Here is a 20,630-nt window from a genome sequence, read left to right on the forward strand (position 1 = left end):
ACGGGTATTGCTACTGCCCTCGCAACGTTCCGTTTAACTGACGGTCAGCCAAGCGAGAGAGCACGATGACCCAAGCCGCCCTGATGTCTCCTGTCCCTGAGCCGGGACTCATGCCGTCCGCCGAGCAGGCTAGCCGGCTTGGACTTGAGCAGGCGTTTTCGCTGTCTAACCAGGTCTCCAGCCAGTTATCCGACTCCTACAGCCTGCTCGAAGCCCGGGTCACCGAGCTCAAGGGTGAGCTGGCGGTGGTCAGCGCTCAGCGCATGCAGGAGCTGGCGGAAAAAGAACGCCTGGCCAATCGGCTGCAAAACCTCCTCGACCTCTTGCCTGGCGGCGTCATTGTCATTGATGAGCACGGTTTCGTGCGCGAAGCCAACCCGGCAGCGTGTGAGCTGCTCGGCCTGCCATTGGAGGGCGAGCTGTGGCGGCATGTGATTGCCCGCTGCTTCGCTCCTCGCGAAGATGACGGCCATGAGATTTCCCTCAAGGACGGTCGACGCCTTTCTATCTCGACCCGTTCGCTTGATGCCGAGCCCGGGCAGTTGGTGCTGCTCAACGACCTGACTGAAACCCGCCACCTGCAAGATCAGCTGGCCCGCCACGAGCGGCTGTCTTCCCTTGGGCGGATGGTGGCGTCGCTGGCCCATCAGATCCGTACGCCGCTGTCCGCCGCGTTGCTCTACGCCAGTCATTTGACTGAACAGCAACTGCCGATGGATACCCAGCAGCGCTTCGCCGGCCGCCTGAAGGAACGCTTGCATGAGCTGGAGCACCAGGTCCGCGACATGCTGGTGTTCGCCCGCGGCGAATTGCCGTTGACCGACCGCGTGACGCCCAAGGCGTTGCTGCAATCCTTGCAGGCCGCAGCGTCGACCCACGTACAGGGTTTGCCGATCCGCTGGCAGTGTGACAGCCGCGCGGGCGAAGTCTTGTGCAACCGCGACACGCTGGTGGGCGCGGTATTGAACCTGATTGAAAACGCGATCCAGGCGGGCGACGGCGACGTTCGCCTGAAAGTCCACCTATACACCCGTGGCAGCACGTTGCGCCTGTGTGTCAGCGACAACGGCAGCGGCATCGATCCAGCCGTGTTGACCTGCCTGGGTGAGCCTTTTTTCACCACCAAGACCACCGGGACGGGCCTCGGTCTGACCGTGGTCAAGGCCGTGGCGCGGGCCCATCAGGGTGAATTGCAGTTGCGCTCGCGGCCGGGGCGCGGCACGTGTGCGCTGGTCCTGCTGCCGCTGTTTTCCAGTGTGCCAGGGGTGGAGTGAAGGCAATGGCAATCAAGGTTTTGCTGGTGGAGGACGATCGTGCCCTGCGCGAGGCGCTCGCCGATACACTGCTGTTGGCCGGGCATGATCATGCCGTCGTCGGTTCGGCGGAGGAGGCGTTGCTGGCGGTGGCCCGCGAGCCGTTCAGCCTGGTGGTCAGCGACGTCAATATGCCGGGCATGGACGGCCATCAGTTGCTCGGTTTACTGCGGGCGCGCCAGCCTCAATTGCCAGTCCTGTTGATGACCGCCCACGGTGCGGTCGAACGAGCGGTGGATGCCATGCGCCAGGGGGCGGCGGACTATCTGGTCAAGCCGTTCGAGCCCAAGGCGCTGCTTGACCTGGTGGCGCGCCATGCCCTGGGAAGCCTTGCCGTTGAAGGTGAAGGCCCGGTGGCGATCGAGCCGGCCAGTGCGCAGCTGCTGGAATTGGCCGCGCGGGTGGCACGCAGCGATTCAACCGTATTGATTTCCGGTGAGTCCGGTACGGGCAAGGAAGTCTTGGCCCGTTATATTCACCAGCAGTCCCGTCGCGCCAGCGAGCCGTTCATTGCCATCAACTGCGCGGCGATTCCCGACAACATGCTCGAAGCAACATTGTTCGGCCACGAAAAGGGTTCGTTCACCGGCGCCATCGCGGCCCAGGCTGGCAAGTTCGAACAGGCCGATGGCGGCACCATCCTGCTGGATGAAATCTCTGAGATGCCCCTGGGCCTGCAGGCAAAATTGCTGCGGGTGTTGCAGGAGCGAGAAGTGGAGCGGGTCGGCGCGCGCAAGCCCATCAGCCTGGACATCCGGGTGGTCGCGACGACCAACCGCGACCTGGCGGGCGAAGTGGCGGCGGGGCGTTTCCGGGAAGACCTTTATTACCGGCTGTCGGTTTTTCCGTTGGCCTGGCGTCCGTTACGCGAGCGCACCGCCGATATCCTGCCGCTGGCCGAGCGTCTGCTGGCCAAGCACGTCAATAAAATGAAGCACGCAACGGCGCGCCTGTCCGCCGAGGCACAGGCTTGCCTGATCGGGTATCCCTGGCCCGGTAACGTCCGGGAACTGGATAACGCGATCCAGCGGGCGCTGATCCTGCAGCAGGGCGGCTTGATCCAGCCCGAGGATTTCTGCCTGGTCGGTCCGGTGGCTTGTGCGCCTTTGCCGGTACCGCCGCTGGCGCCGGTAGTGCCTCCGGTCGAGGTAGCCGAATCAGCCGGTGCGTTGGAGGACGATCTGCGTCGTCGCGAATTCCAGATGATCATCGACACCCTGCGCGCCGAGCGCGGCCGTCGCAAGGAAGCGGCCGAGCGACTCGGCATCAGTCCCCGAACCCTGCGCTACAAGTTGGCGCAAATGCGTGATGCCGGGATGGATGTGGAGGCCTACCTTTTCGCCAGTTGAATCATTGATCCAAGCAGTTGCACCTCTAGATCTGTGGGAGCGAGCCCTGCTCGCGAAGGCGGTGATTCAGGCGATGTAGATGTTGACTGACAGACCGCTATTGCGAGCAGGCTCGCTCCCACATGAGTCCGGATGAGCTCGCGCATGCATTTGTTTTTTACGGCCATCGAGCTGGCACCCTTGTTGCTAACACCTACGTACCCGCTGAGTAAGTGTCAAAAAAATGCGGGCCGCCAGAGAGAATAGACCATGAGCCAAGGTATTGAATTTAATCGATTGATGTTGGACATGCGGTCCATGCAAATGGACGCCATGGCCCAGCCGAATTCGGTCGCGGTCCCCCAGGTGGGTGGCAGCAGCTTTTCCGACATGCTCGGTCAGGCCGTCAATAAAGTGAACGATACCCAGCAGGCTTCGAACCAGTTGGCCAGTGCTTTCGAGATTGGTAAAAGTGGCGTCGACCTGACGGATGTAATGATCTCTTCGCAGAAAGCCAGTGTCTCGTTTCAGGCGTTGACCCAGGTACGTAACAAACTGGTTCAAGCCTACCAAGACATCATGCAGATGCCGGTCTAAGGAAACTATTGAGTCATGGCAGAAGCAGCCGTTGATAACGTTCCAGCCAAGGCCACTCCGGTAGACGGCAAACCGCCGTTGTTCGGTCTGTCTTTCCTGGAAAACCTCTCCGAGATGACCATGCTGCGTCAGGTTGGCCTGTTGGTCGGCCTGGCTGCCAGCGTGGCGATTGGTTTCGCCGTCGTGTTGTGGTCCCAGCAGCCAGACTACCGTCCGTTGTACGGTAGCCTGGAAGGCATGGACGCCAAGCAGGTCATGGAAACCCTGGCTTCTGCCGACATTCCCTACACCGTTGAACCCAATTCTGGCGCCTTGCTGGTCAAGGCCGACGACGTGGCGCGCGCGCGCCTCAAGCTCGCTGCCGCTGGCGTGACACCGACCGATGGCAACATCGGTTTCGAGATTCTGGACAAGGACCAGGGCCTGGGCACCAGCCAGTTCATGGAAGCGACTCGTTATCGTCGCGGCCTGGAAGGCGAACTGGCGCGCACCATCTCCAGCCTCAACAACGTCAAGGCTGCCCGTGTGCACTTGGCGATCCCGAAAAGCTCGGTGTTCGTGCGCGATGAGCGCAAGCCGAGTGCTTCGGTACTGGTTGAACTGTATTCCGGCCGCTCCCTGGAGCCAGGCCAAGTCGTTGCCATCATCAACCTGGTGGCGACCAGCGTTCCCGAACTGAGCAAGTCGCAAATCACCGTGGTCGACCAGAAGGGCAACCTGCTGTCCGACCAGGCGGAAAACTCCGAACTGACCATGGCCGGCAAGCAATACGATTACAGCCGCCGCATGGAAGGCATGTTCACCCAGCGGGTGCATAACATTCTGCAACCTATCCTGGGCAATGGCCGCTACAAGGCCGAAGTCTCGGCGGACGTGGATTTCAGTGCGGTCGAATCGACCTCCGAGCAATTCAACCCGGATCAACCCGCGTTGCGCAGCGAGCAGTCGGTGAACGAACAGCGTACCGCCAGCAATGGACCGCAAGGCGTGCCGGGTGCCCTGAGCAACCAGCCGCCGTCGCCGGCCAGCGCGCCGCAAACCACCGGTGGCGCCACCGCCGCCGCGGGCATGGTGCAGCCCGGCCAGCCGCTGATCGATGCCAATGGCCAACAGATCATGGACCCGGCCACCGGCCAGCCGATGCTCGCGCCGTACCCGGCCGACAAGCGTCAACAATCCACCAAGAACTTCGAGCTCGACCGTTCCATCAGCCACACCAAGCAGCAGCAGGGCCGTTTGAATCGCCTGTCGGTCGCCGTTGTCGTGGACGATCAGGTCAAGATCAACCCGGCCAACGGCGAAACCAGCCGTGCGCCGTGGAGCGCCGACGAATTGGCGCGCTTCACTCGCCTGGTGCAGGACGCCGTTGGTTTCGACGCCAGCCGTGGCGACAGCGTCAGCGTGATCAACGTGCCGTTCTCCCTGGAGCGCGGTGAAGAAATTGCCGACATTCCGTTTTATTCGCAACCCTGGTTCTGGGATGTGGTCAAGCAAGTATTGGGTGTGTTGTTCATCCTGATACTGGTATTCGGCGTGTTGCGCCCGGTGCTGAACAACATCACCGGTGGCGGCAAGAACAAGCAGTTGGCAGGCTTGGGCGATGTAGAGCTGGGAGGCATGGGCGGCCTGGATGGCGAATTGGCCAACGATCGCGTCAGCCTCGGCGGGCCGCAGAGCATCCTGCTGCCAAGCCCGAGCGAAGGCTACGACGCTCAGTTGAACGCCATCAAGAGTCTGGTGGCAGAAGATCCGGGTCGTGTGGCCCAGGTCGTGAAAGAGTGGATTAACGCAGATGAGTGATAATCGAGCCGCTGTTGCCAAATTGTCCCGGGTCGACAAAGCCGCGATCCTGCTGCTGTCCCTGGGTTCGACCGACGCCGCCCAAGTGCTGCGTCACATGGGGCCCAAAGAGGTCCAGCGCGTTGGCGTGGCCATGGCCCAGATGGGCAATGTCCATCGCGAGCAGGTCGAGCAGGTCATGAGCGAGTTCGTCGACATCGTCGGCGACCAGACCAGCCTGGGCGTCGGTTCCGACGACTACGTGCGCAAGATGCTCACCCAGGCCCTGGGCGAGGACAAGGCCAACGGCCTGATCGACCGGATTCTGCTGGGTGGCAACACCAGCGGCCTGGACAGCCTCAAGTGGATGGAGCCGCGCGCGGTTGCCGACGTGATCCGTTACGAACACCCCCAGATCCAGGCGATCGTGGTGGCGTACCTCGACCCGGACCAGGCCGGCGAAGTGCTGGGCAACTTCGACCATAAGGTTCGCCTCGATATCATCCTGCGTGTGTCGTCGTTGAACACCGTGCAGCCGGCGGCCCTGAAAGAACTGAACCAGATTCTCGAGAAGCAGTTCTCGGGCAACTCCAATGCCTCGCGCACCACCTTGGGCGGTATCAAACGCGCGGCGGACATCATGAACTTCCTCGACAGTTCGATCGAAGGTCAACTGATGGACTCGATTCGCGAAGTCGACGAAGACCTGTCCGGTCAGATCGAAGACCTCATGTTCGTGTTCAACAACCTGGCCGATGTCGACGATCGTGGTATCCAGGCTCTGTTGCGCGAAGTGTCCTCCGACGTTCTGGTCCTGGCCCTCAAGGGTTCGGACGAAGGCGTCAAGGAGAAGATCTTCAAGAACATGTCCAAACGAGCGGCCGAACTGTTGCGCGACGACCTCGAGGCCAAGGGCCCGGTGCGCGTCAGCGATGTGGAAACCGCACAGAAGGAAATCCTCACCATCGCCCGCCGTATGGCCGAAGCCGGAGAAATCGTGCTCGGTGGCAAGGGCGGCGAAGAGATGATCTAAGGTCGTTATGTCTGCCAAGAGTGATGATGCACCCAGCGACCTGATCCGCGCCCGGGACGTCGGAGGTTTCGACGTCTGGTCGCTGCCCAGTTTCGACCCCTTCGTGCCCGAGCCCGAGCCGGAGCCGGTGGAAGAACTGCCGGAGATGGAGGAGGTGCCGCTGGAGGAAGTCCAGCCACTGACCCTCGAAGAAGTCGAGAGCATTCGTCAGGAGGCCTACAACGAAGGCTTCGCCATTGGCGAGAAAGAAGGTTTCCACAGCACGACGATCAAGGTTCGCCAGGAAGCCGACGTGGCGCTGACGGCGAAGCTGCGTGCGTTGGAATCACTGATGCTCAATCTGTTCGAGCCCATCGCCGAGCAGGACACCCAGATCGAAAAGTCATTGGTCGGGCTGGTGCAGCACATCACCCGCCAAGTGATCCAGCGCGAGCTGGCGATCGATTCGAGCCAGATCGAACACGTCATGCGCGAAGCCCTCAAGCTGCTGCCGCTGGGCGTGGGCAACGTGCGGCTGTACATCAACCCTCAGGACTTCGAACTGGTGAAGGCCCTGCGCGAGCGCCACGAGGAAACCTGGCGCATCGTCGAGGACGAGTCCCTGCTGCCGGGCGGTTGCCGCGTAGAAACCGAGCACAGCCGCATCGACGCGACAATCGAGACGCGCATCAGCCAGATCATGGCGAAACTCTTTGACCAACTGCACGAACAGGCCCTGCATCCGGCTCCGGCCGACCTCAGCCTGGATCTGCCGGACGAACCCAAGGCCGCTGTCATCGTCGATCCGGACGGTGACGAACCGCTTGTTGGCGCAACGGACAGCCGCGATGCGCCTTGAGCGAACCAGCTTTGGCAAGCGCCTGGGCAGCTACGCCGAGGCCACCGAACTGGCCGGCCAACCGATCCTGGAAGGTCGCCTGCTGCGTATGGTCGGCCTGACCCTTGAGGCGGAAGGCTTGCGTGCCGCCATGGGCAGTCGTTGCCTGGTGATCAACGATGACAGTTATCACCCGGTGCAGGTCGAAGCCGAAGTCATGGGTTTCTCCGGCAGCAAGGTGTTCCTGATGCCGGTGGGCAGTGTCGCCGGCATCGCCCCGGGTGCCCGCGTGGTACCGCTGGCCGATACCGGTCGCCTGCCCATGGGCATGAGCATGCTCGGCCGGGTGCTGGATGGCGCTGGACGGGCCCTGGACGGCAAGGGCGGTATGAAGGCTGAAGATTGGGTGCCGATGGATGGCCCGACGATCAACCCGCTCAAGCGCGACCCCATCAGCGTACCGCTGGACGTGGGCATCCGTTGCATCAACGGTTTGTTGACGGTTGGACGCGGCCAGCGCCTGGGCCTGTTCGCCGGTACTGGTGTGGGCAAGAGTGTGCTGCTGGGCATGATGACCCGCTTTACCGAAGCCGACATCATCGTGGTGGGCTTGATCGGCGAGCGGGGTCGCGAGGTGAAGGAATTCATCGAGCACATCCTCGGCGAAGAAGGGCTCAAACGTTCCGTGGTGGTGGCTTCGCCGGCGGACGATGCGCCATTGATGCGCCTGCGTGCCGCCATGTACTGCACGCGTATCGCTGAATATTTCCGCGACAAGGGCAAGAATGTCCTGTTGCTGATGGACTCACTGACCCGTTTCGCCCAGGCCCAGCGGGAAATCGCCCTGGCCATCGGCGAACCTCCGGCGACCAAAGGGTATCCGCCTTCAGTCTTCGCCAAGCTGCCGAAATTGGTGGAACGCGCCGGAAACGCGGAGAAGGGCGGTGGCTCCATCACCGCGTTCTACACCGTGCTGTCCGAGGGCGACGACCAACAGGATCCGATCGCCGACTCGGCCCGTGGTGTGCTCGACGGCCATATCGTATTGTCCCGGCGTCTGGCGGAAGAAGGACATTACCCCGCCATCGACATCGAAGCGTCGATCAGCCGGGTCATGCCATCGGTGATCAGCCCCGAGCACATGAAGCGGGCGCAACAGTTCAAGCAGTACTGGTCCCGTTACCAGCAGAGTCGCGACCTGATCAGCGTAGGTGCCTATGTGCCTGGCGGCGATCGCGAAACCGACACGGCCATCAACCTCTATCCGGCCATGGCGGTGTATCTGCGCCAGGCGCTGAATGACAGCATCGGCATGGGCGCCAGCGAAGCGCACCTGCAAACCATTTTCGCCCCAGTCTCCGGCACGTAACCGATCATGGCCACGAGTCGTGCGGCGCGCCTGGCACCGGTGGTGGACATGGCGGAAAAGGCTGAGAAAACCGCTGTACAGCGGTTGGCGTATTTCCAGGGGCAAGTGGCTGTTGCTGAAAGCAAGCTGGCTGACCTGGAGAATTTTCGTCTGGAATACCAGGAACAGTGGATTGCCCGTGGCAGTCACGGCGTTTCCGGACAGTGGTTGTTGGGTTACCAGGGGTTCCTGGCGCAATTGGGCACCGCCATCGATCAGCAGCGCCAAAGCCTGGTCTGGCACCAGAACAATCTCGAGAAGGCTCGCCAGAGTTGGCAGGAAGCGTTCGCCCGAGTCGAGGGGCTGCGCAAGCTGGTACAGCGTTACATCGACGAGGCGCGGCAATTGGAGGATAAGCGTGAGCAGAAACTGCTGGATGAATTGTCCCAGCGCTTGCCGCGCCAGGACCCGTATTGATATTGGCGGTAGAGTTTTGTCGGGCAGGCGATTTGAAACCTTGCTCAGACCTCTACCAGGTGCTAAACCTTGTACACGTATGTCCACGACAAGGAAGTGAATATGTCTGTCGTTACCGAAGTATCTCCTGATGGGCAAAAACTGACGATCTCGATCAAGGGCCGCTTCGATTTTGGCCGGCATCAGGAGTTTCGTGAGTCCTATGAAAAGCTCAACACGAAACCCGAGTCCATCGTGGTGGATCTGAAAGAGGCCACTTACCTAGATAGCTCTGCCTTGGGCATGCTCCTGCTGTTGCGTGACCATGCCGGTGGCGACGAATCGGATATCCGCGTCGTCAACAGCAGCAGCGACGTCAAGAAAATCCTCGCGATTTCCAATTTCGACAAGCTGTTCGATATCAGTTGATCGCCATGCAATCGTCGCCGGAGCCGCTGACGATCCTGATTGCCGAAGACAGTGCCGCCGACCGACTGCTGTTGTCGACCATTGTCCGTCGCCAGGGGCACCACGTGCTCACCGCCGCCGATGGCGCCGAGGCGGTCGACGTCTATCTGGAGCAGCGTCCTCATCTTGTGCTGATGGACGCGATGATGCCGGTCATGGATGGCTTCGAAGCGGCGCAGAAAATCAAGCAATTGGCCGGGGATCAGTTGGTCCCGATCATTTTCCTCACCTCATTGACCGAAAGCGAAGGGCTCGCCCGATGCCTTGAGGCCGGTGGGGATGACTTCCTGGCGAAACCCTATAACCAAGTCATCCTGGCTGCGAAAATCAAGGCCATGGATCGCTTGCGTCGGTTGCAGGCCACGGTGGTCGAGCAGCGCGACCAGATCGCCCGACACCACGATTACCTTCTCAATGAGCAGCGGGTCGCCAAGGCCGTGTTCGACAAGATTGCCCACTCCGGTTGCCTGAGCGCGCCGAATATCCGTTATCTGCAATCACCTTATGCCTTGTTCAACGGCGACTTGCTGCTGGCCGCGTTCAACCCGGCCGGCGACATGCATATCCTGCTCGGCGATTTTACCGGGCACGGCCTGCCGGCGGCGGTCGGCGCGATGCCGCTGGCGGAAGTGTTCTACGGGATGACGGCCAAAGGTTATGGCCTGGCGCAGATCCTGCGGGAGATGAATGCCAAGCTCAAGCGCATCCTGCCGGTGGATATGTTCTGTTGCGCGACGCTGTTATGCATGAGTTTCCAGCGCTGCACCGTGGAAGTCTGGAATGGCGGCATGCCTGACGGGTATCTTCACGACAGCCTCAGTGGCGCGCGCACGCCGTTGCCGGCGCGGCACTTGCCGCTGGGTGTGCTGACGCCCCAGTTGTTCGACGATCGCACCGAGGTCCACTCGCTGTCGGTGGGTGATCGGGTCTTCCTGTTGTCCGACGGAGTGATAGAAACCAGCGACCACGATGATCAACCGTTTGGCGTGGAGCGGTTGCAGCAGGTGTTCTCGGCCAACCGCGAACCCGACCGTCTCTTCGAGGATATCCAGCAGGCCTTGCGGGATTTTCGCGGTGAGGCCCGTGATGATTTCAGCATGGTCGAGGTGCGGCTGGTCGCGCCGACGCAACTCAACCCGCCGCCACCGGTCTATTCCGATAGCGGCCAGTCCAGTCCGCTGGATTGGTCGTTGAGTTTCGAATTCCGCGCGCAAACACTCAAGCGCTTCAACCCGATGCCTTACCTGCTGCAATTATTGTTGGAGGTCCACGGGCTCAGGGCGCAGAGTGGAGCACTATACAACGTGTTGTCGGAGCTTTATTCCAACGCCCTGGAACACGGGGTGCTGGGGCTCGACTCCAGCCTGAAGCGTGATGCGACCGGTTTTGCTCGTTACTATCAGGAGCGCGGCGCGCGTCTGGACAAGCTGGACGATGGTCACGTGCGGGTGCATCTGCACGTCACGCCCCAGGGCGACGGTGGCAGACTAATCATTGAAGTCGAAGACAGCGGAAAGGGCTTCGATGTCGCCAAGGTGTTGGCGCGGCCGCTGGACCGGGATCGATTGTCTGGGCGCGGCGTGAGCCTGGTGCGCCAACTCTGTCATCAGGCCTCCTGGTCCGACGATGGTCGTAGTGCGCGCGTGGAGTTTTTCTGGGAGGCTCTGTCATAATCGGGGCCATTCTTGATCAGGGAGCGAACAAGTGAACGAAATTCATCTGGATCTCGACGTGCTGAGCACGTTGAAGGAAGTCATGGAGGACGGGTATCCGGAGCTGTTGGATACTTTCCTCAAGGATTCCGAAGCCCGCCTTCGTGTACTGCACGAGGCGAGGGACGCGCAAATGCTCAGTGCTACTGCCCATAGCTTCAAGGGCAGCAGCAGCAACATGGGCGCCATTCGCCTGGCCGAGCTGTGTGGTGAGCTGGAGCAGCGTGCCAAGGAGCCGTCGCTGCACGGTATCGAGAGCCTGGTCAATGAAATCGATAGCGAATTCGCTCACGTTCGTACGCTTTGTCGAGAAGAGCGCGAAAGCTTTCACTGCTGAAGCATCCCGTTTGCTTCATTGGCCCGTCCCTTGCATTGCCCTGTCTCAACTGCATCTATGATTCCAGTGCAGCGGAGACCATCTTATGCCCGTTACACCCAACACACTGCTCCAGGCCACCGCCCAGGCCAAGCCGCAGGCCGCCGTCAATCCACTGGCAGCAGGTCCGGACGCCGAGAACAGAGCCTCCAGCTTCGCCCAGGTCTTCGCCAAGCAGGCACCCGTCAAATCACCGGCGGTGCCTGAGTCATCGGCAAAACCGGTGCGCGACAAGACCGCCGACAATGCCGCCAAGAAGGACGCGGGCAGCGATACTGCCGCTCCGGAGCCGGCGGTTGCCGATAGCGGCAAACCCTTGCCCGCCGACAAGCCGACCACTGCCGGCAGCAAAACGGCGGATGATGCCGACAGCGATGCGCCAGAAACGCCGGTAGCGGATGCCGCGCCTGTCGATCCGACGCTGGCCCCTGCATTGTTGCCGGGCACCGTTATTCCAGAGGGCGTCGCTGAGGCGCAGCCTGCTCCCGTGGTGCCTACGATCGAGGCTCAAGTCACTGCGGCGGTAGCGGCTCCCGTTGCCCCGAGTGTGGCGGCCAATGCCTCGGCGCCGGTGACGGACCCGGAGTTCGATCCGCAGGCCGATCCGCTCGACGCACTACCGGCGTTGCGGTTGGCGATGGAGCAGAGCGGCCACGTGTCCGCTTCCAGCCAGGCGCAGTCCAAGACCGCTGCGCCGGCGTCTCTCGATGGTGAGCCGACTTCGGCCCAGACGTTCGCCGCCGGTATGGCGAGCATGCTCGCCGTGCAAGCCGACCAGGACAGCACCGGTGCCGGCAGCCAGGGGGGCGACAAGGCGTTCAGCGGCCTGATCAGCGAAGGCCTCAAGGATCTGACGGCCGCTTCCAGCGATACGCGCGTGGATGACTTTGCCAACCGCCTGGCGGCACTGACCCAGGCCGCCACACCGAAAACCGCCAACGCGGTGCCGGTCAATCAGCCCATTGCCATGAACCAGGGCGGCTGGACCGAGGAGGTGGTCAACCGGGTGATGTACTTGTCGAGCGCCAATCTCAAGGCGGCGGACATCCAGTTGCAACCGGCCGAGCTCGGACGCCTGGATATTCGGGTGAACATGATTCCAGACCAGCAGACCCAGGTGACCTTCATGAGCGCCCACTCAGGCGTGCGCGAAGCCCTCGAAGGCCAGATGCATCGTCTGCGTGACAGTTTCGCCCAGCAGGGAATGGGGCAGGTCGACGTCAGCGTGTCGGATCAATCCCGTGGCTCGCAGAACCAGGATCAACAGGCCCAGCAGCAAGCCCAGGCTGGACGCACCACGTCCTCCGGCGGCCGAGTTGACTCGCTGGATGAAGAGGTGCCGGCCAGCGTTGCCGAAGTGGCGGCCAGCACTACCAGCGTCATTGGCACCAGCGCGGTCGATTACTACGCCTGATTCAACGCATTAACCTTGTGGGAGCGAGCTGGCTCGCGATAACGATGGATCAGTCACCTGCAACGGTGGCTGAAAAACCGGCGTCGCGAGCAAGCTCGCTCCCATAATGGTTTAGGGTGTTCTCGAAATTGCGTCGACCATCGTTTCTCTTCTGGCATAACACTTGCTCCAGCCTAGCCATGCAACAGTGAACCCCCGATTAACGACGGATTATTGGCATGGCGAAGAGCGAAGCAGCAGCTGTAAAAGACCCCGCAACCAAAGGCAAACTCAAGATGATCATCCTGATCGTGGTGGGCTTGCTCCTGGCCGTGGGCGTGTCCGTGGGGGCGACCTGGTATTTCATGCACAATGCCCAGAGCAAGCCGGCCGAGGCGGTGGAAGCTGCTCCGGTGGGCAAGCAGCCAGCGGTTTTCGAGCCGATGGCCCCGGCCTTCGTCGCCAACTACACCCAGAACGGTCGTCAGCGCTACATGCAGGTGAGCATTACCTTGCTGGGGCGCAACCAGGCCGACCTGGAAGCGTTGCGTGTACACATGCCGCTGATTCGCAATAATCTGGTGATGCTGTTTTCCGGACAGAGTTTCGACACCCTGGCCACTCCGGTGGGCCAGGAAATGCTGCGTCAGAAAGCCACGGCCAGCGTGCAGGAAGTGGCCCAGAAAGAACTCGGCAAAGTGGTGATCGAACAGTTGCTCTTCACTAACTTCGTATTGCAGTAGGAACACGACATGGCCGTGCAGGACTTGTTGTCCCAGGACGAAATCGACGCGCTGTTGCACGGTGTCGACGACGGCCTGGTGCAGACCGAAAACGCTGCTGAACCGGGCAGCGTCAAAAGCTACGACCTGACCAGCCAGGATCGCATCGTTCGTGGACGCATGCCGACCCTGGAAATGATCAACGAGCGTTTCGCCCGATACACCCGCATCAGTATGTTCAACATGCTGCGCCGCTCGGCCGACGTGGCCGTGGGTGGCGTGCAGGTGATGAAATTCGGCGAATACGTGCATTCGCTGTACGTGCCCACCAGCCTCAATCTGGTGAAGATCAAGCCGCTGCGTGGCACGGCATTGTTCATCCTCGACGCCAAGCTGGTGTTCAAGTTGGTGGACAACTTCTTCGGCGGCGACGGTCGTCACGCCAAGATCGAAGGTCGCGAATTCACACCGACCGAACTGCGTGTCGTGCGCATGGTGCTGGAGCAGGCTTTCGTCGATTTGAAGGAAGCCTGGCAGGCGATCATGGAAGTGAATTTCGAGTACATCAACTCGGAAGTGAACCCGGCGATGGCCAACATCGTCGGCCCAAGCGAAGCCATTGTCGTCTCGACGTTCCACATCGAGCTCGATGGGGGTGGCGGCGACCTGCACGTGACCATGCCGTATTCGATGATCGAGCCGGTGCGTGAAATGCTCGACGCCGGTTTCCAGTCGGACCTCGACGACCAGGACGAGCGCTGGATCAACGCCTTGCGCCAGGACGTGCTGGATGTCGACGTGCCGATCGGCGCGACGGTCGCCCGACGCCAGCTACGATTGCGGGACATCCTGCACATGCAGCCGGGGGATATCATCCCCGTCGAAATGCCGGAAGACATGATCATGCGCGCCAATGGCGTGCCGGCCTTCAAGGTCAAGATGGGCTCTCACAAAGGCAACCTGGCGTTACAGGTGATCGAGCCGATCGAACGCCGCTGAGCGGTGTCAACTTCTTAAGTTTTGGTTTTTAACCGATTTTTGCCCGCCGAGGAAACATGATGGCTGACGATATGAATACCCAGGATGACCAGGCGCTGGCCGATGAGTGGGCTGCGGCCCTGGAAGAAACCGGCGATGCCGGGCAGGCAGACATCGATGCATTGCTGGCGGCTGACACAGGCAACCATGGTTCCAACCGCTTGCAAATGGAAGAATTCGGCAGCGTGCCGAAAAGCAACGAACAAGTGACGCTCGACGGTCCCAACCTGGACGTGATCCTCGACATCCCGGTGTCGATTTCCATGGAAGTGGGCAGCACCGACATCAACATCCGCAACTTGCTGCAGCTCAACCAAGGCTCGGTGATCGAGCTGGATCGCCTGGCCGGTGAGCCGCTGGATGTGTTGGTCAACGGCACCCTGATCGCCCATGGCGAAGTGGTTGTGGTCAACGAGAAGTTCGGCATTCGCCTGACGGACGTGATCAGCCCGAGCGAACGCATCAAGAAGCTGCGCTGAATGAAAGGCTTTCTCGCCGCAGCCCTGATGCTGCCGTTCAGTGTTCTGGCAGCCGAGCCGGTGGCCACGGCTGCCGTTGCGCCGGCGAGTGGCAGCGGCATGGCCGGGCAACTGGCGCAACTGGTGCTGGGCCTGCTGGTGGTGCTCGGGTTGATTTTCTTCCTGGCGTGGATGCTGCGACGCGTTCAGCAGGCGGGGCCTGCCGGCAAAGGGCAGGTCATCGACATTGTCGGTTCCCGCGCGCTGGGGCCACGGGATCGGCTGGTGCTGGTGCAGGTCGGCACCGAGCAGATCCTGCTCGGCCTGAGTCCTGGCAGCATCACTGCGCTGCATGTCCTGAAGGAACCGGTGCAGGTGCCGGTCACGGAGCAGGCCACGCCCGAGTTTGCCCAACGGCTCATGGAACTGCTGGGAAAAGACCAAAAGGATAAAAAGTAATGCCGTTGCGCATTCTCTTGGCGTTGGCCCTGATGCTGGCCGCGCCGTTGGCGTTCTCCGCCGACCCGCTGTCGATCCCTGCGATCACCTTGGGCACCAACGCCGAAGGGGCACAGGAATACTCGGTCAGCTTGCAGATCCTGCTGATCATGACCGCGCTGAGTTTCATCCCGGCGTTCGTCATGCTGATGACCAGTTTCACCCGGATCATCATCGTCTTTTCGATCTTGCGCCAGGCCCTTGGCCTGCAACAGACGCCGTCGAACCAGATCCTCACCGGCATGGCGCTGTTCCTCACCATGTTCATCATGGCGCCGGTGTTCGACCGGGTGAACCAGGACGCGCTGCAACCCTATCTGGCGGAAACCCTCAGCGCCCAGGATGCCGTGGCCAGAGCCCAGGTGCCGATCAAGGATTTCATGCTCGCCCAGACCCGCAGCAGCGACCTGGAGCTGTTCATGCGCCTGTCCAAACGCACCGACATTGCCAGCCCCGACCAGGCGCCATTGACCATCCTGGTGCCGGCGTTCGTGACCTCCGAGCTCAAGACCGCCTTCCAGATCGGTTTCATGATTTTCATCCCGTTCCTGATCATCGACCTGGTGGTCGCCAGTATCCTCATGGCCATGGGCATGATGATGTTGTCGCCGCTGATCATTTCGCTGCCATTCAAGATCATGCTGTTCGTGCTGGTGGATGGCTGGGCGTTGATCATCGGCACCCTGGCGGGCAGTTTCGGCGGTGTTTAGACCTCTCACGCGGGTAGTACGATATGACGCCTGAAGTAGCGGTAGACCTGTTCCGCGAGGCCCTCTGGCTGACCACCATGATGGTGGCCATCCTGGTGATCCCGAGCCTGCTGGTTGGCTTGCTCGTGGCGATGTTCCAGGCCGCCACGCAGATCAACGAGCAGACCCTGAGTTTCCTGCCGCGCCTGCTGGTGATGCTGGTCACGCTGATCGTCGCCGGCCCCTGGCTGGTGCAAACCTTCATGGAATACATCCTGCAGTTGTACGGCAGTATTCCGCAGTTGATCGGCTGACGATGTCGATGCTCGCGCTGACGGATACCCAGATCAGTACCTGGGTGGCGTCGTTCATCCTGCCGTTGTTTCGTGTCACGGCCGTGCTGATGAGCATGCCGGTCTTCGGCACGACCTTGGTGCCGGGTCGTGTGCGCCTGTATTTCGCCCTGGCGATTACGGTGGTCATCGCCCCCGGGCTGCCGCCCATGCCGCCGGTCAACGCCCTGGACCTCACCGCGTTGATGCTGGTGGCCGAACAGATCCTCATAGGCGCCTTGCTGGGCTTTTCGCTTCAGTTGTTTTTCCAGGCATTCGTGGTGGCCGGGCAAATCATCTCGATCCAGATGGGCATGGCGTTCGCCTCGATGATCGACCCCACCAACGGCGTGAACACTGCCGTTATCGGGCAGTTCCTGACGATGCTGGTGACGTTGCTGTTCCTCGCCATGAACGGGCATCTGGTGGTGTTCGAAGTATTGACGGAGAGCTTCACCACATTGCCGGTAGGCAGCGCGATGCTGGTCAATCATTTCTGGGACATTGCCAGCAAGCTTGGCTGGGTCCTCGGCGCGGCGATGGTACTGGTGTTGCCGGCGATTACCGCGCTGCTGGTGGTCAACATCGCCTTCGGCGTGATGACCCGGGCGGCGCCGCAGTTGAACATTTTTTCCATCGGCTTCCCGCTGACCCTGGTGCTGGGCATGGTGATTTTCTGGGTCAGCCTGGGGGACATTCTCAATCAGTATCAGCCGTTGGCCACCCAGGCCTTGCAGCTGTTACGCGACATGGCACAGGCGCGCTGAACCATGGCCGAGAGCGAAAGCGGTCAGGATAAAACAGAAGACCCCACCGAGAAACGCAAGAAGCAATCTCGGGAAAAGGGCGAGATTGCCCGTTCCAAGGAGCTCAACACCCTGGCGATCATGCTCGCCGGTGCCGGTGGTTTGCTGATTTACGGTGGCGGACTGGCGTTGGATCTGCTGGAAATCATGCGGTTGAATTTTTCCTTGCCTCGCGAGGTATTGCTCACGCCGGGCGCTATGACGCAGTACCTGTTGCATTCGGGCAAGATCGCGATGCTTGCAATGCAACCGGTGCTCATTTTTCTGCTGTTGGCGGCTTTCATCGGCCCGATTTCCCTGGGCGGATGGCTTTTCGCCGCCGGTAGCCTGGCACCGAAGTTCAGCCGGATGAATCCGGCCGCCGGTATCAAGCGCATGTTTTCCACCACGGCGTTGATGGAACTGCTCAAGGCTTTCGGAAAATTTCTCCTGGTGTTGTTCGTCGCGCTGGCGGTGTTGCAGGCCGATATCGACGATCTGCTGCGCATCGCCCATGAGCCGCTGGAGCAAGCCATCATCCATAGCGTGCAGTTGGTCGGCTGGAGCACCTTGTGGATGGCTTGCGGGCTGATCCTCATCGCCGCCATCGACGTGCCGATCCAGCTTTACCAGAGCAAGCAGAAATTGATGATGACCAAGCAGGAGGTGCGCGACGAGTACAAGGACTCGGAGGGCAAGCCGGAGGTCAAGCAGCGGATCCGCCAGTTGCAGCGCGAGGTTTCCCAGCGGCGGATGATGGCGGCGATTCCCGACGCCGACGTGGTCATCACCAACCCGACTCATTATGCCGTCGCGCTCAAGTACGATCCCGACAAGGGCAATGCGCCGGTCCTGCTGGCCAAGGGCAGCGATTTCCTGGCGTTGAAGATTCGCGAAATCGCTGTCGCCAACGAAGTGATGCTGCTCGAATCTCCGGCATTGGCGCGGTCGATCTACTACTCCACCGAGCTTGACCAGGAAATCCCGGGAGGCTTGTACCTCGCCGTCGCCCAGGTGCTGGCCTACGTCTACCAGATCCGCCAGCACCGCGCCGGCAAGGGCAAGCGGCCAGAACCGCTCAAGGACCTGCCCATCCCGCCGGATTTGCGCCGCGATTCCTGAACCAAGGTGCCAAAGCCCCTGTGGGAGCGAGCTTGCTCGCGATAGCGGTCTTCCAGTCAACGCTCGCACAAACTGACCCTCCGCCATCGCGAGCAAGCTCGCTCCCACAGGTCGGCATCCCTTGAAAGCCTCTATTTCAACCTCCCGCGAAAGTTGGAAAGCTTCTTGCAATACCCCGCCTGCGCCCCTTCCGGGCGTCAAAAGTTTGCTTCCAGGAACGGGGAATATTGGTGGATCGCTCTCAGTTACTCAGCACCGCGCGCAGCAACGTCGTAGACCTCAGCAGGGGCAATCTGGGCGTGCCGCTGTTGCTGCTGGTCCTGCTCGCCATGATGATGCTGCCGGTACCGCCGTTCCTGCTGGACGTGTTCTTCACGTTCAACCTCGCCTTGTCGATCGTGGTGCTGTTGGTGTGCGTATACGCGCTGCGCCCATTGGACTTCGCCGTCTTCCCGACCATCCTGCTGGTGGCGACGCTGTTGCGCCTGGCGCTGAACGTGGCGTCCACCCGGGTGGTGATGATTCACGGTCACGAGGGGCACCAGGCCGCCGGTAAGGTGATCCAGGCCTTCGGCGAAGTGGTGATCGGCGGCAACTACGTGGTCGGTATCGTGGTCTTTGCCATCTTGATGATCATTAACTTCGTCGTGGTGACCAAGGGCGCCGGGCGGATTTCCGAGGTGAGCGCGCGTTTCACCCTCGACGCGATGCCTGGCAAGCAGATGGCGATCGACGCCGACCTCAATGCCGGCTTGATCGACCAGAGCCAGGCCAAGCTGCGCCGTCTCGAAGTAGCCCAGGAAGCCGAGTTCTACGGGTCCATGGACGGTGCAAGTAAGTTTGTCCGCGGCGACGCCATCGCCGGCCTGCTGATCCTGTTCATCAACCTGATTGGCGGCATGGCCGTCGGTATCTTCCAGCACGGCATGGCTTTCGGCGACGCCGGCAAGGTCTACGCGTTGCTGACCATCGGTGACGGTTTGGTGGCGCAATTGCCATCACTGTTGTTATCCACAGCGGCGGCGATCATGGTGACCCGTGCTTCGGGCTCCGAAGACATGGGCAAGCAGATCAATCGCCAGATGTTCGCGTCGCCCAAGGCCCTGGCCGTGGCGGCCGGCCTGATGGCGGTGATGGGCCTCGTGCCGGGAATGCCGCACTTTTCTTTCCTGAGCATGGCGGCCTTGGCCGCGGGTGGCGCGTACCTGTTCTGGAAGAAGCAGAACGTGCAGAAGGTCCAGGCGCTGGAAGAGGTCAAGCGCCAGCAGGAACTGCTGCCGTCGCCAGCGCGTGCCATGGAAACCAAGGAATTGGGTTGGGATGACGTGACGCCGATCGACATGATCGGCCTGGAAGTCGGCTACCGCTTGATTCCATTGGTCGATCGCAACCAGGGCGGCCAATTGCTGGCGCGGATCAAGGGCGTGCGCAAGAAGCTGTCCCAGGATCTGGGCTTCCTCATGCCCACCGTCCACATTCGCGACAACCTCGACCTGGCGCCGAGCGCCTATCGCCTGACGCTCATGGGCGTGATCCTGGCGGAAGCCGAGATCTACCCGGACCGCGAGCTGGCGATCAACCCAGGGCAGGTCTACGGTTCGCTCAACGGCATTACCGCCAAGGATCCGGCTTTCGGCCTGGAAGCGGTGTGGATCGAAATCAGCCAGCGGGCCCAGGCCCAGTCCCTCGGTTATACCGTGGTGGACGCGAGCACGGTCGTGGCGACCCACTTGAACCAGATTCTCTACAAGCATTCCAGCGAGCTGATCGGTCACGAAGAAGTCCAGCAACTGCTGCAAGTACTGGCCAAAGGCTCGCCGAAACTGGCTGAAGAATTGGTGCCGGGCGTGGTTTCGTTGTCCCAATTGCTCAAGGTGTTGCAGGCGCTGCTGGCCGAACAGGTTCCGGTGCGCGACATACGCAGCATTGCCGAAGCGATCGCCAACAACGCTTCGAAGAGTCAAGATACCGCCGCTCTGGTGGCTGCGGTGCGGGTCGGCGTATCCCGCGCAATCGTCCAAAGCATTGTAGGCACTGAGTCTGAGCTGCCTGTGATCACTCTGGAGCCAAGGTTGGAACAGATATTGCTCAATAGTCTGCAGAAGGCAGGACAAGGCTCGGAAGAGGGTGTTCTGCTGGAGCCAAGCATGGCCGAGAAGCTGCAGCGTTCGCTGATCGAAGCAGCCCAGCGGCAAGAGATGCAAGGCCAACCGGTGATCCTGCTGGTGGCCGGTCCGATTCGCGCGATGCTTTCGCGGTTCGGGCGCCTCGCGGTCCCGGGGCTGCATGTGCTGGCGTACCAGGAAATACCGGACAACAAGCAAGTGACCATCGTTGCGACAGTAGGGCCCAACGGCTGAGGTAGT

21 protein-coding genes are annotated in these 20,630 nt (G+C 61.2%); all 21 read left to right on the forward strand.

Annotated features, from left to right (window positions below; genetic code table 11):
- Window positions 1-83: 83 nt before the first annotated feature.
- On the forward strand, window positions 84-1,274 hold the full coding sequence (locus tag M1D68_RS07570) for a sensor histidine kinase (RefSeq protein ID WP_457970694.1): 1,191 nt from the start codon (window positions 84-86) through the stop codon (window positions 1,272-1,274).
- 5 nt (window positions 1,275-1,279) lie between these two features.
- A complete protein-coding gene (gene fleR / locus M1D68_RS07575) occupies window positions 1,280-2,662 on the forward strand; it encodes a sigma-54-dependent response regulator transcription factor FleR (protein ID WP_457969871.1) in 1,383 nt (460 codons plus the stop codon).
- Window positions 2,663-2,911: 249 nt separating this feature from the next.
- Window positions 2,912-3,238, forward strand: a complete 327-nt coding sequence (gene fliE / locus M1D68_RS07580; protein ID WP_457969873.1) for a flagellar hook-basal body complex protein FliE — start codon at window positions 2,912-2,914, stop codon at window positions 3,236-3,238.
- A 15-nt stretch (window positions 3,239-3,253) separates the two neighbouring features.
- Window positions 3,254-5,038, forward strand: coding sequence for a flagellar basal-body MS-ring/collar protein FliF (fliF, locus tag M1D68_RS07585; RefSeq protein ID WP_258648065.1), 1,785 nt, complete (start codon window positions 3,254-3,256; stop codon window positions 5,036-5,038).
- Window positions 5,031-6,050, forward strand: coding sequence for a flagellar motor switch protein FliG (fliG, locus tag M1D68_RS07590; RefSeq protein WP_007958288.1), 1,020 nt, complete (start codon window positions 5,031-5,033; stop codon window positions 6,048-6,050). Before fliF ends, fliG begins: the two co-directional genes overlap by 8 nt.
- A 7-nt stretch (window positions 6,051-6,057) precedes the next feature.
- A complete protein-coding gene (gene fliH / locus M1D68_RS07595) occupies window positions 6,058-6,888 on the forward strand; it encodes a flagellar assembly protein FliH (RefSeq protein ID WP_434610273.1) in 831 nt (276 codons plus the stop codon).
- Window positions 6,878-8,236: a flagellar protein export ATPase FliI gene (gene fliI, locus M1D68_RS07600; protein ID WP_420767378.1), complete on the forward strand. Its 1,359-nt coding sequence runs from the start codon at window positions 6,878-6,880 to the stop codon at window positions 8,234-8,236. Before fliH ends, fliI begins: the two co-directional genes overlap by 11 nt.
- 6 nt (window positions 8,237-8,242) lie before the next feature.
- Complete coding sequence (gene fliJ, locus M1D68_RS07605) at window positions 8,243-8,692, forward strand: flagellar export protein FliJ (protein ID WP_003184033.1); 450 nt, start codon at window positions 8,243-8,245, stop codon at window positions 8,690-8,692.
- 102 nt (window positions 8,693-8,794) lie between these two features.
- Window positions 8,795-9,100, forward strand: a complete 306-nt coding sequence (locus M1D68_RS07610; protein ID WP_258648063.1) for an STAS domain-containing protein — start codon at window positions 8,795-8,797, stop codon at window positions 9,098-9,100.
- A 5-nt stretch (window positions 9,101-9,105) separates the two neighbouring features.
- On the forward strand, window positions 9,106-10,812 hold the full coding sequence (locus M1D68_RS07615; protein WP_457969877.1) for an ATP-binding SpoIIE family protein phosphatase: 1,707 nt from the start codon (window positions 9,106-9,108) through the stop codon (window positions 10,810-10,812).
- A 31-nt stretch (window positions 10,813-10,843) separates the two neighbouring features.
- Complete coding sequence (locus tag M1D68_RS07620) at window positions 10,844-11,188, forward strand: Hpt domain-containing protein (RefSeq protein WP_420767375.1); 345 nt, start codon at window positions 10,844-10,846, stop codon at window positions 11,186-11,188.
- 85 nt (window positions 11,189-11,273) lie between these two features.
- Window positions 11,274-12,641 carry a flagellar hook-length control protein FliK gene (locus M1D68_RS07625; protein ID WP_457969880.1) on the forward strand — a complete coding sequence of 456 codons (1,368 nt, stop codon included), beginning with the start codon at window positions 11,274-11,276 and terminating at the stop codon, window positions 12,639-12,641.
- 218 nt (window positions 12,642-12,859) lie between these two features.
- Window positions 12,860-13,363: a flagellar basal body-associated protein FliL gene (fliL, locus tag M1D68_RS07630; RefSeq protein WP_420767373.1), complete on the forward strand. Its 504-nt coding sequence runs from the start codon at window positions 12,860-12,862 to the stop codon at window positions 13,361-13,363.
- 9 nt (window positions 13,364-13,372) lie between these two features.
- The gene (gene fliM, locus M1D68_RS07635; RefSeq protein WP_003184019.1) at window positions 13,373-14,341 is read left to right on the forward strand and encodes a flagellar motor switch protein FliM; all 969 of its coding nucleotides are present in this window, start codon (window positions 13,373-13,375) and stop codon (window positions 14,339-14,341) included.
- Window positions 14,342-14,400: 59 nt separating this feature from the next.
- Window positions 14,401-14,859 (forward strand): flagellar motor switch protein FliN, encoded by a 459-nt coding sequence (fliN, locus tag M1D68_RS07640; protein WP_420767372.1) that lies wholly within the window; start codon window positions 14,401-14,403, stop codon window positions 14,857-14,859.
- Window positions 14,860-15,297: a flagellar biosynthetic protein FliO gene (gene fliO, locus M1D68_RS07645; protein ID WP_434610286.1), complete on the forward strand. Its 438-nt coding sequence runs from the start codon at window positions 14,860-14,862 to the stop codon at window positions 15,295-15,297. It abuts the gene before it with no gap.
- A complete protein-coding gene (gene fliP, locus M1D68_RS07650; protein WP_420767370.1) occupies window positions 15,297-16,046 on the forward strand; it encodes a flagellar type III secretion system pore protein FliP in 750 nt (249 codons plus the stop codon). The genes fliO and fliP overlap by 1 nt, the downstream gene beginning before the upstream one ends.
- A gap of 23 nt (window positions 16,047-16,069) precedes the next feature.
- Complete coding sequence (fliQ, locus tag M1D68_RS07655; RefSeq protein ID WP_003184009.1) at window positions 16,070-16,339, forward strand: flagellar biosynthesis protein FliQ; 270 nt, start codon at window positions 16,070-16,072, stop codon at window positions 16,337-16,339.
- 2 nt (window positions 16,340-16,341) lie between these two features.
- Window positions 16,342-17,124: a flagellar biosynthetic protein FliR gene (gene fliR, locus M1D68_RS07660; protein ID WP_420767369.1), complete on the forward strand. Its 783-nt coding sequence runs from the start codon at window positions 16,342-16,344 to the stop codon at window positions 17,122-17,124.
- A gap of 3 nt (window positions 17,125-17,127) precedes the next feature.
- Window positions 17,128-18,264: a flagellar biosynthesis protein FlhB gene (gene flhB / locus M1D68_RS07665; RefSeq protein ID WP_420767368.1), complete on the forward strand. Its 1,137-nt coding sequence runs from the start codon at window positions 17,128-17,130 to the stop codon at window positions 18,262-18,264.
- A 230-nt stretch (window positions 18,265-18,494) separates the two neighbouring features.
- Window positions 18,495-20,624, forward strand: a complete 2,130-nt coding sequence (gene flhA, locus M1D68_RS07670; protein WP_420767367.1) for a flagellar biosynthesis protein FlhA — start codon at window positions 18,495-18,497, stop codon at window positions 20,622-20,624.
- The last annotated feature ends 6 nt before the right edge of the window (window positions 20,625-20,630 follow it).

The organism is Pseudomonas sp. R4-84 (genome assembly GCF_054130985.1).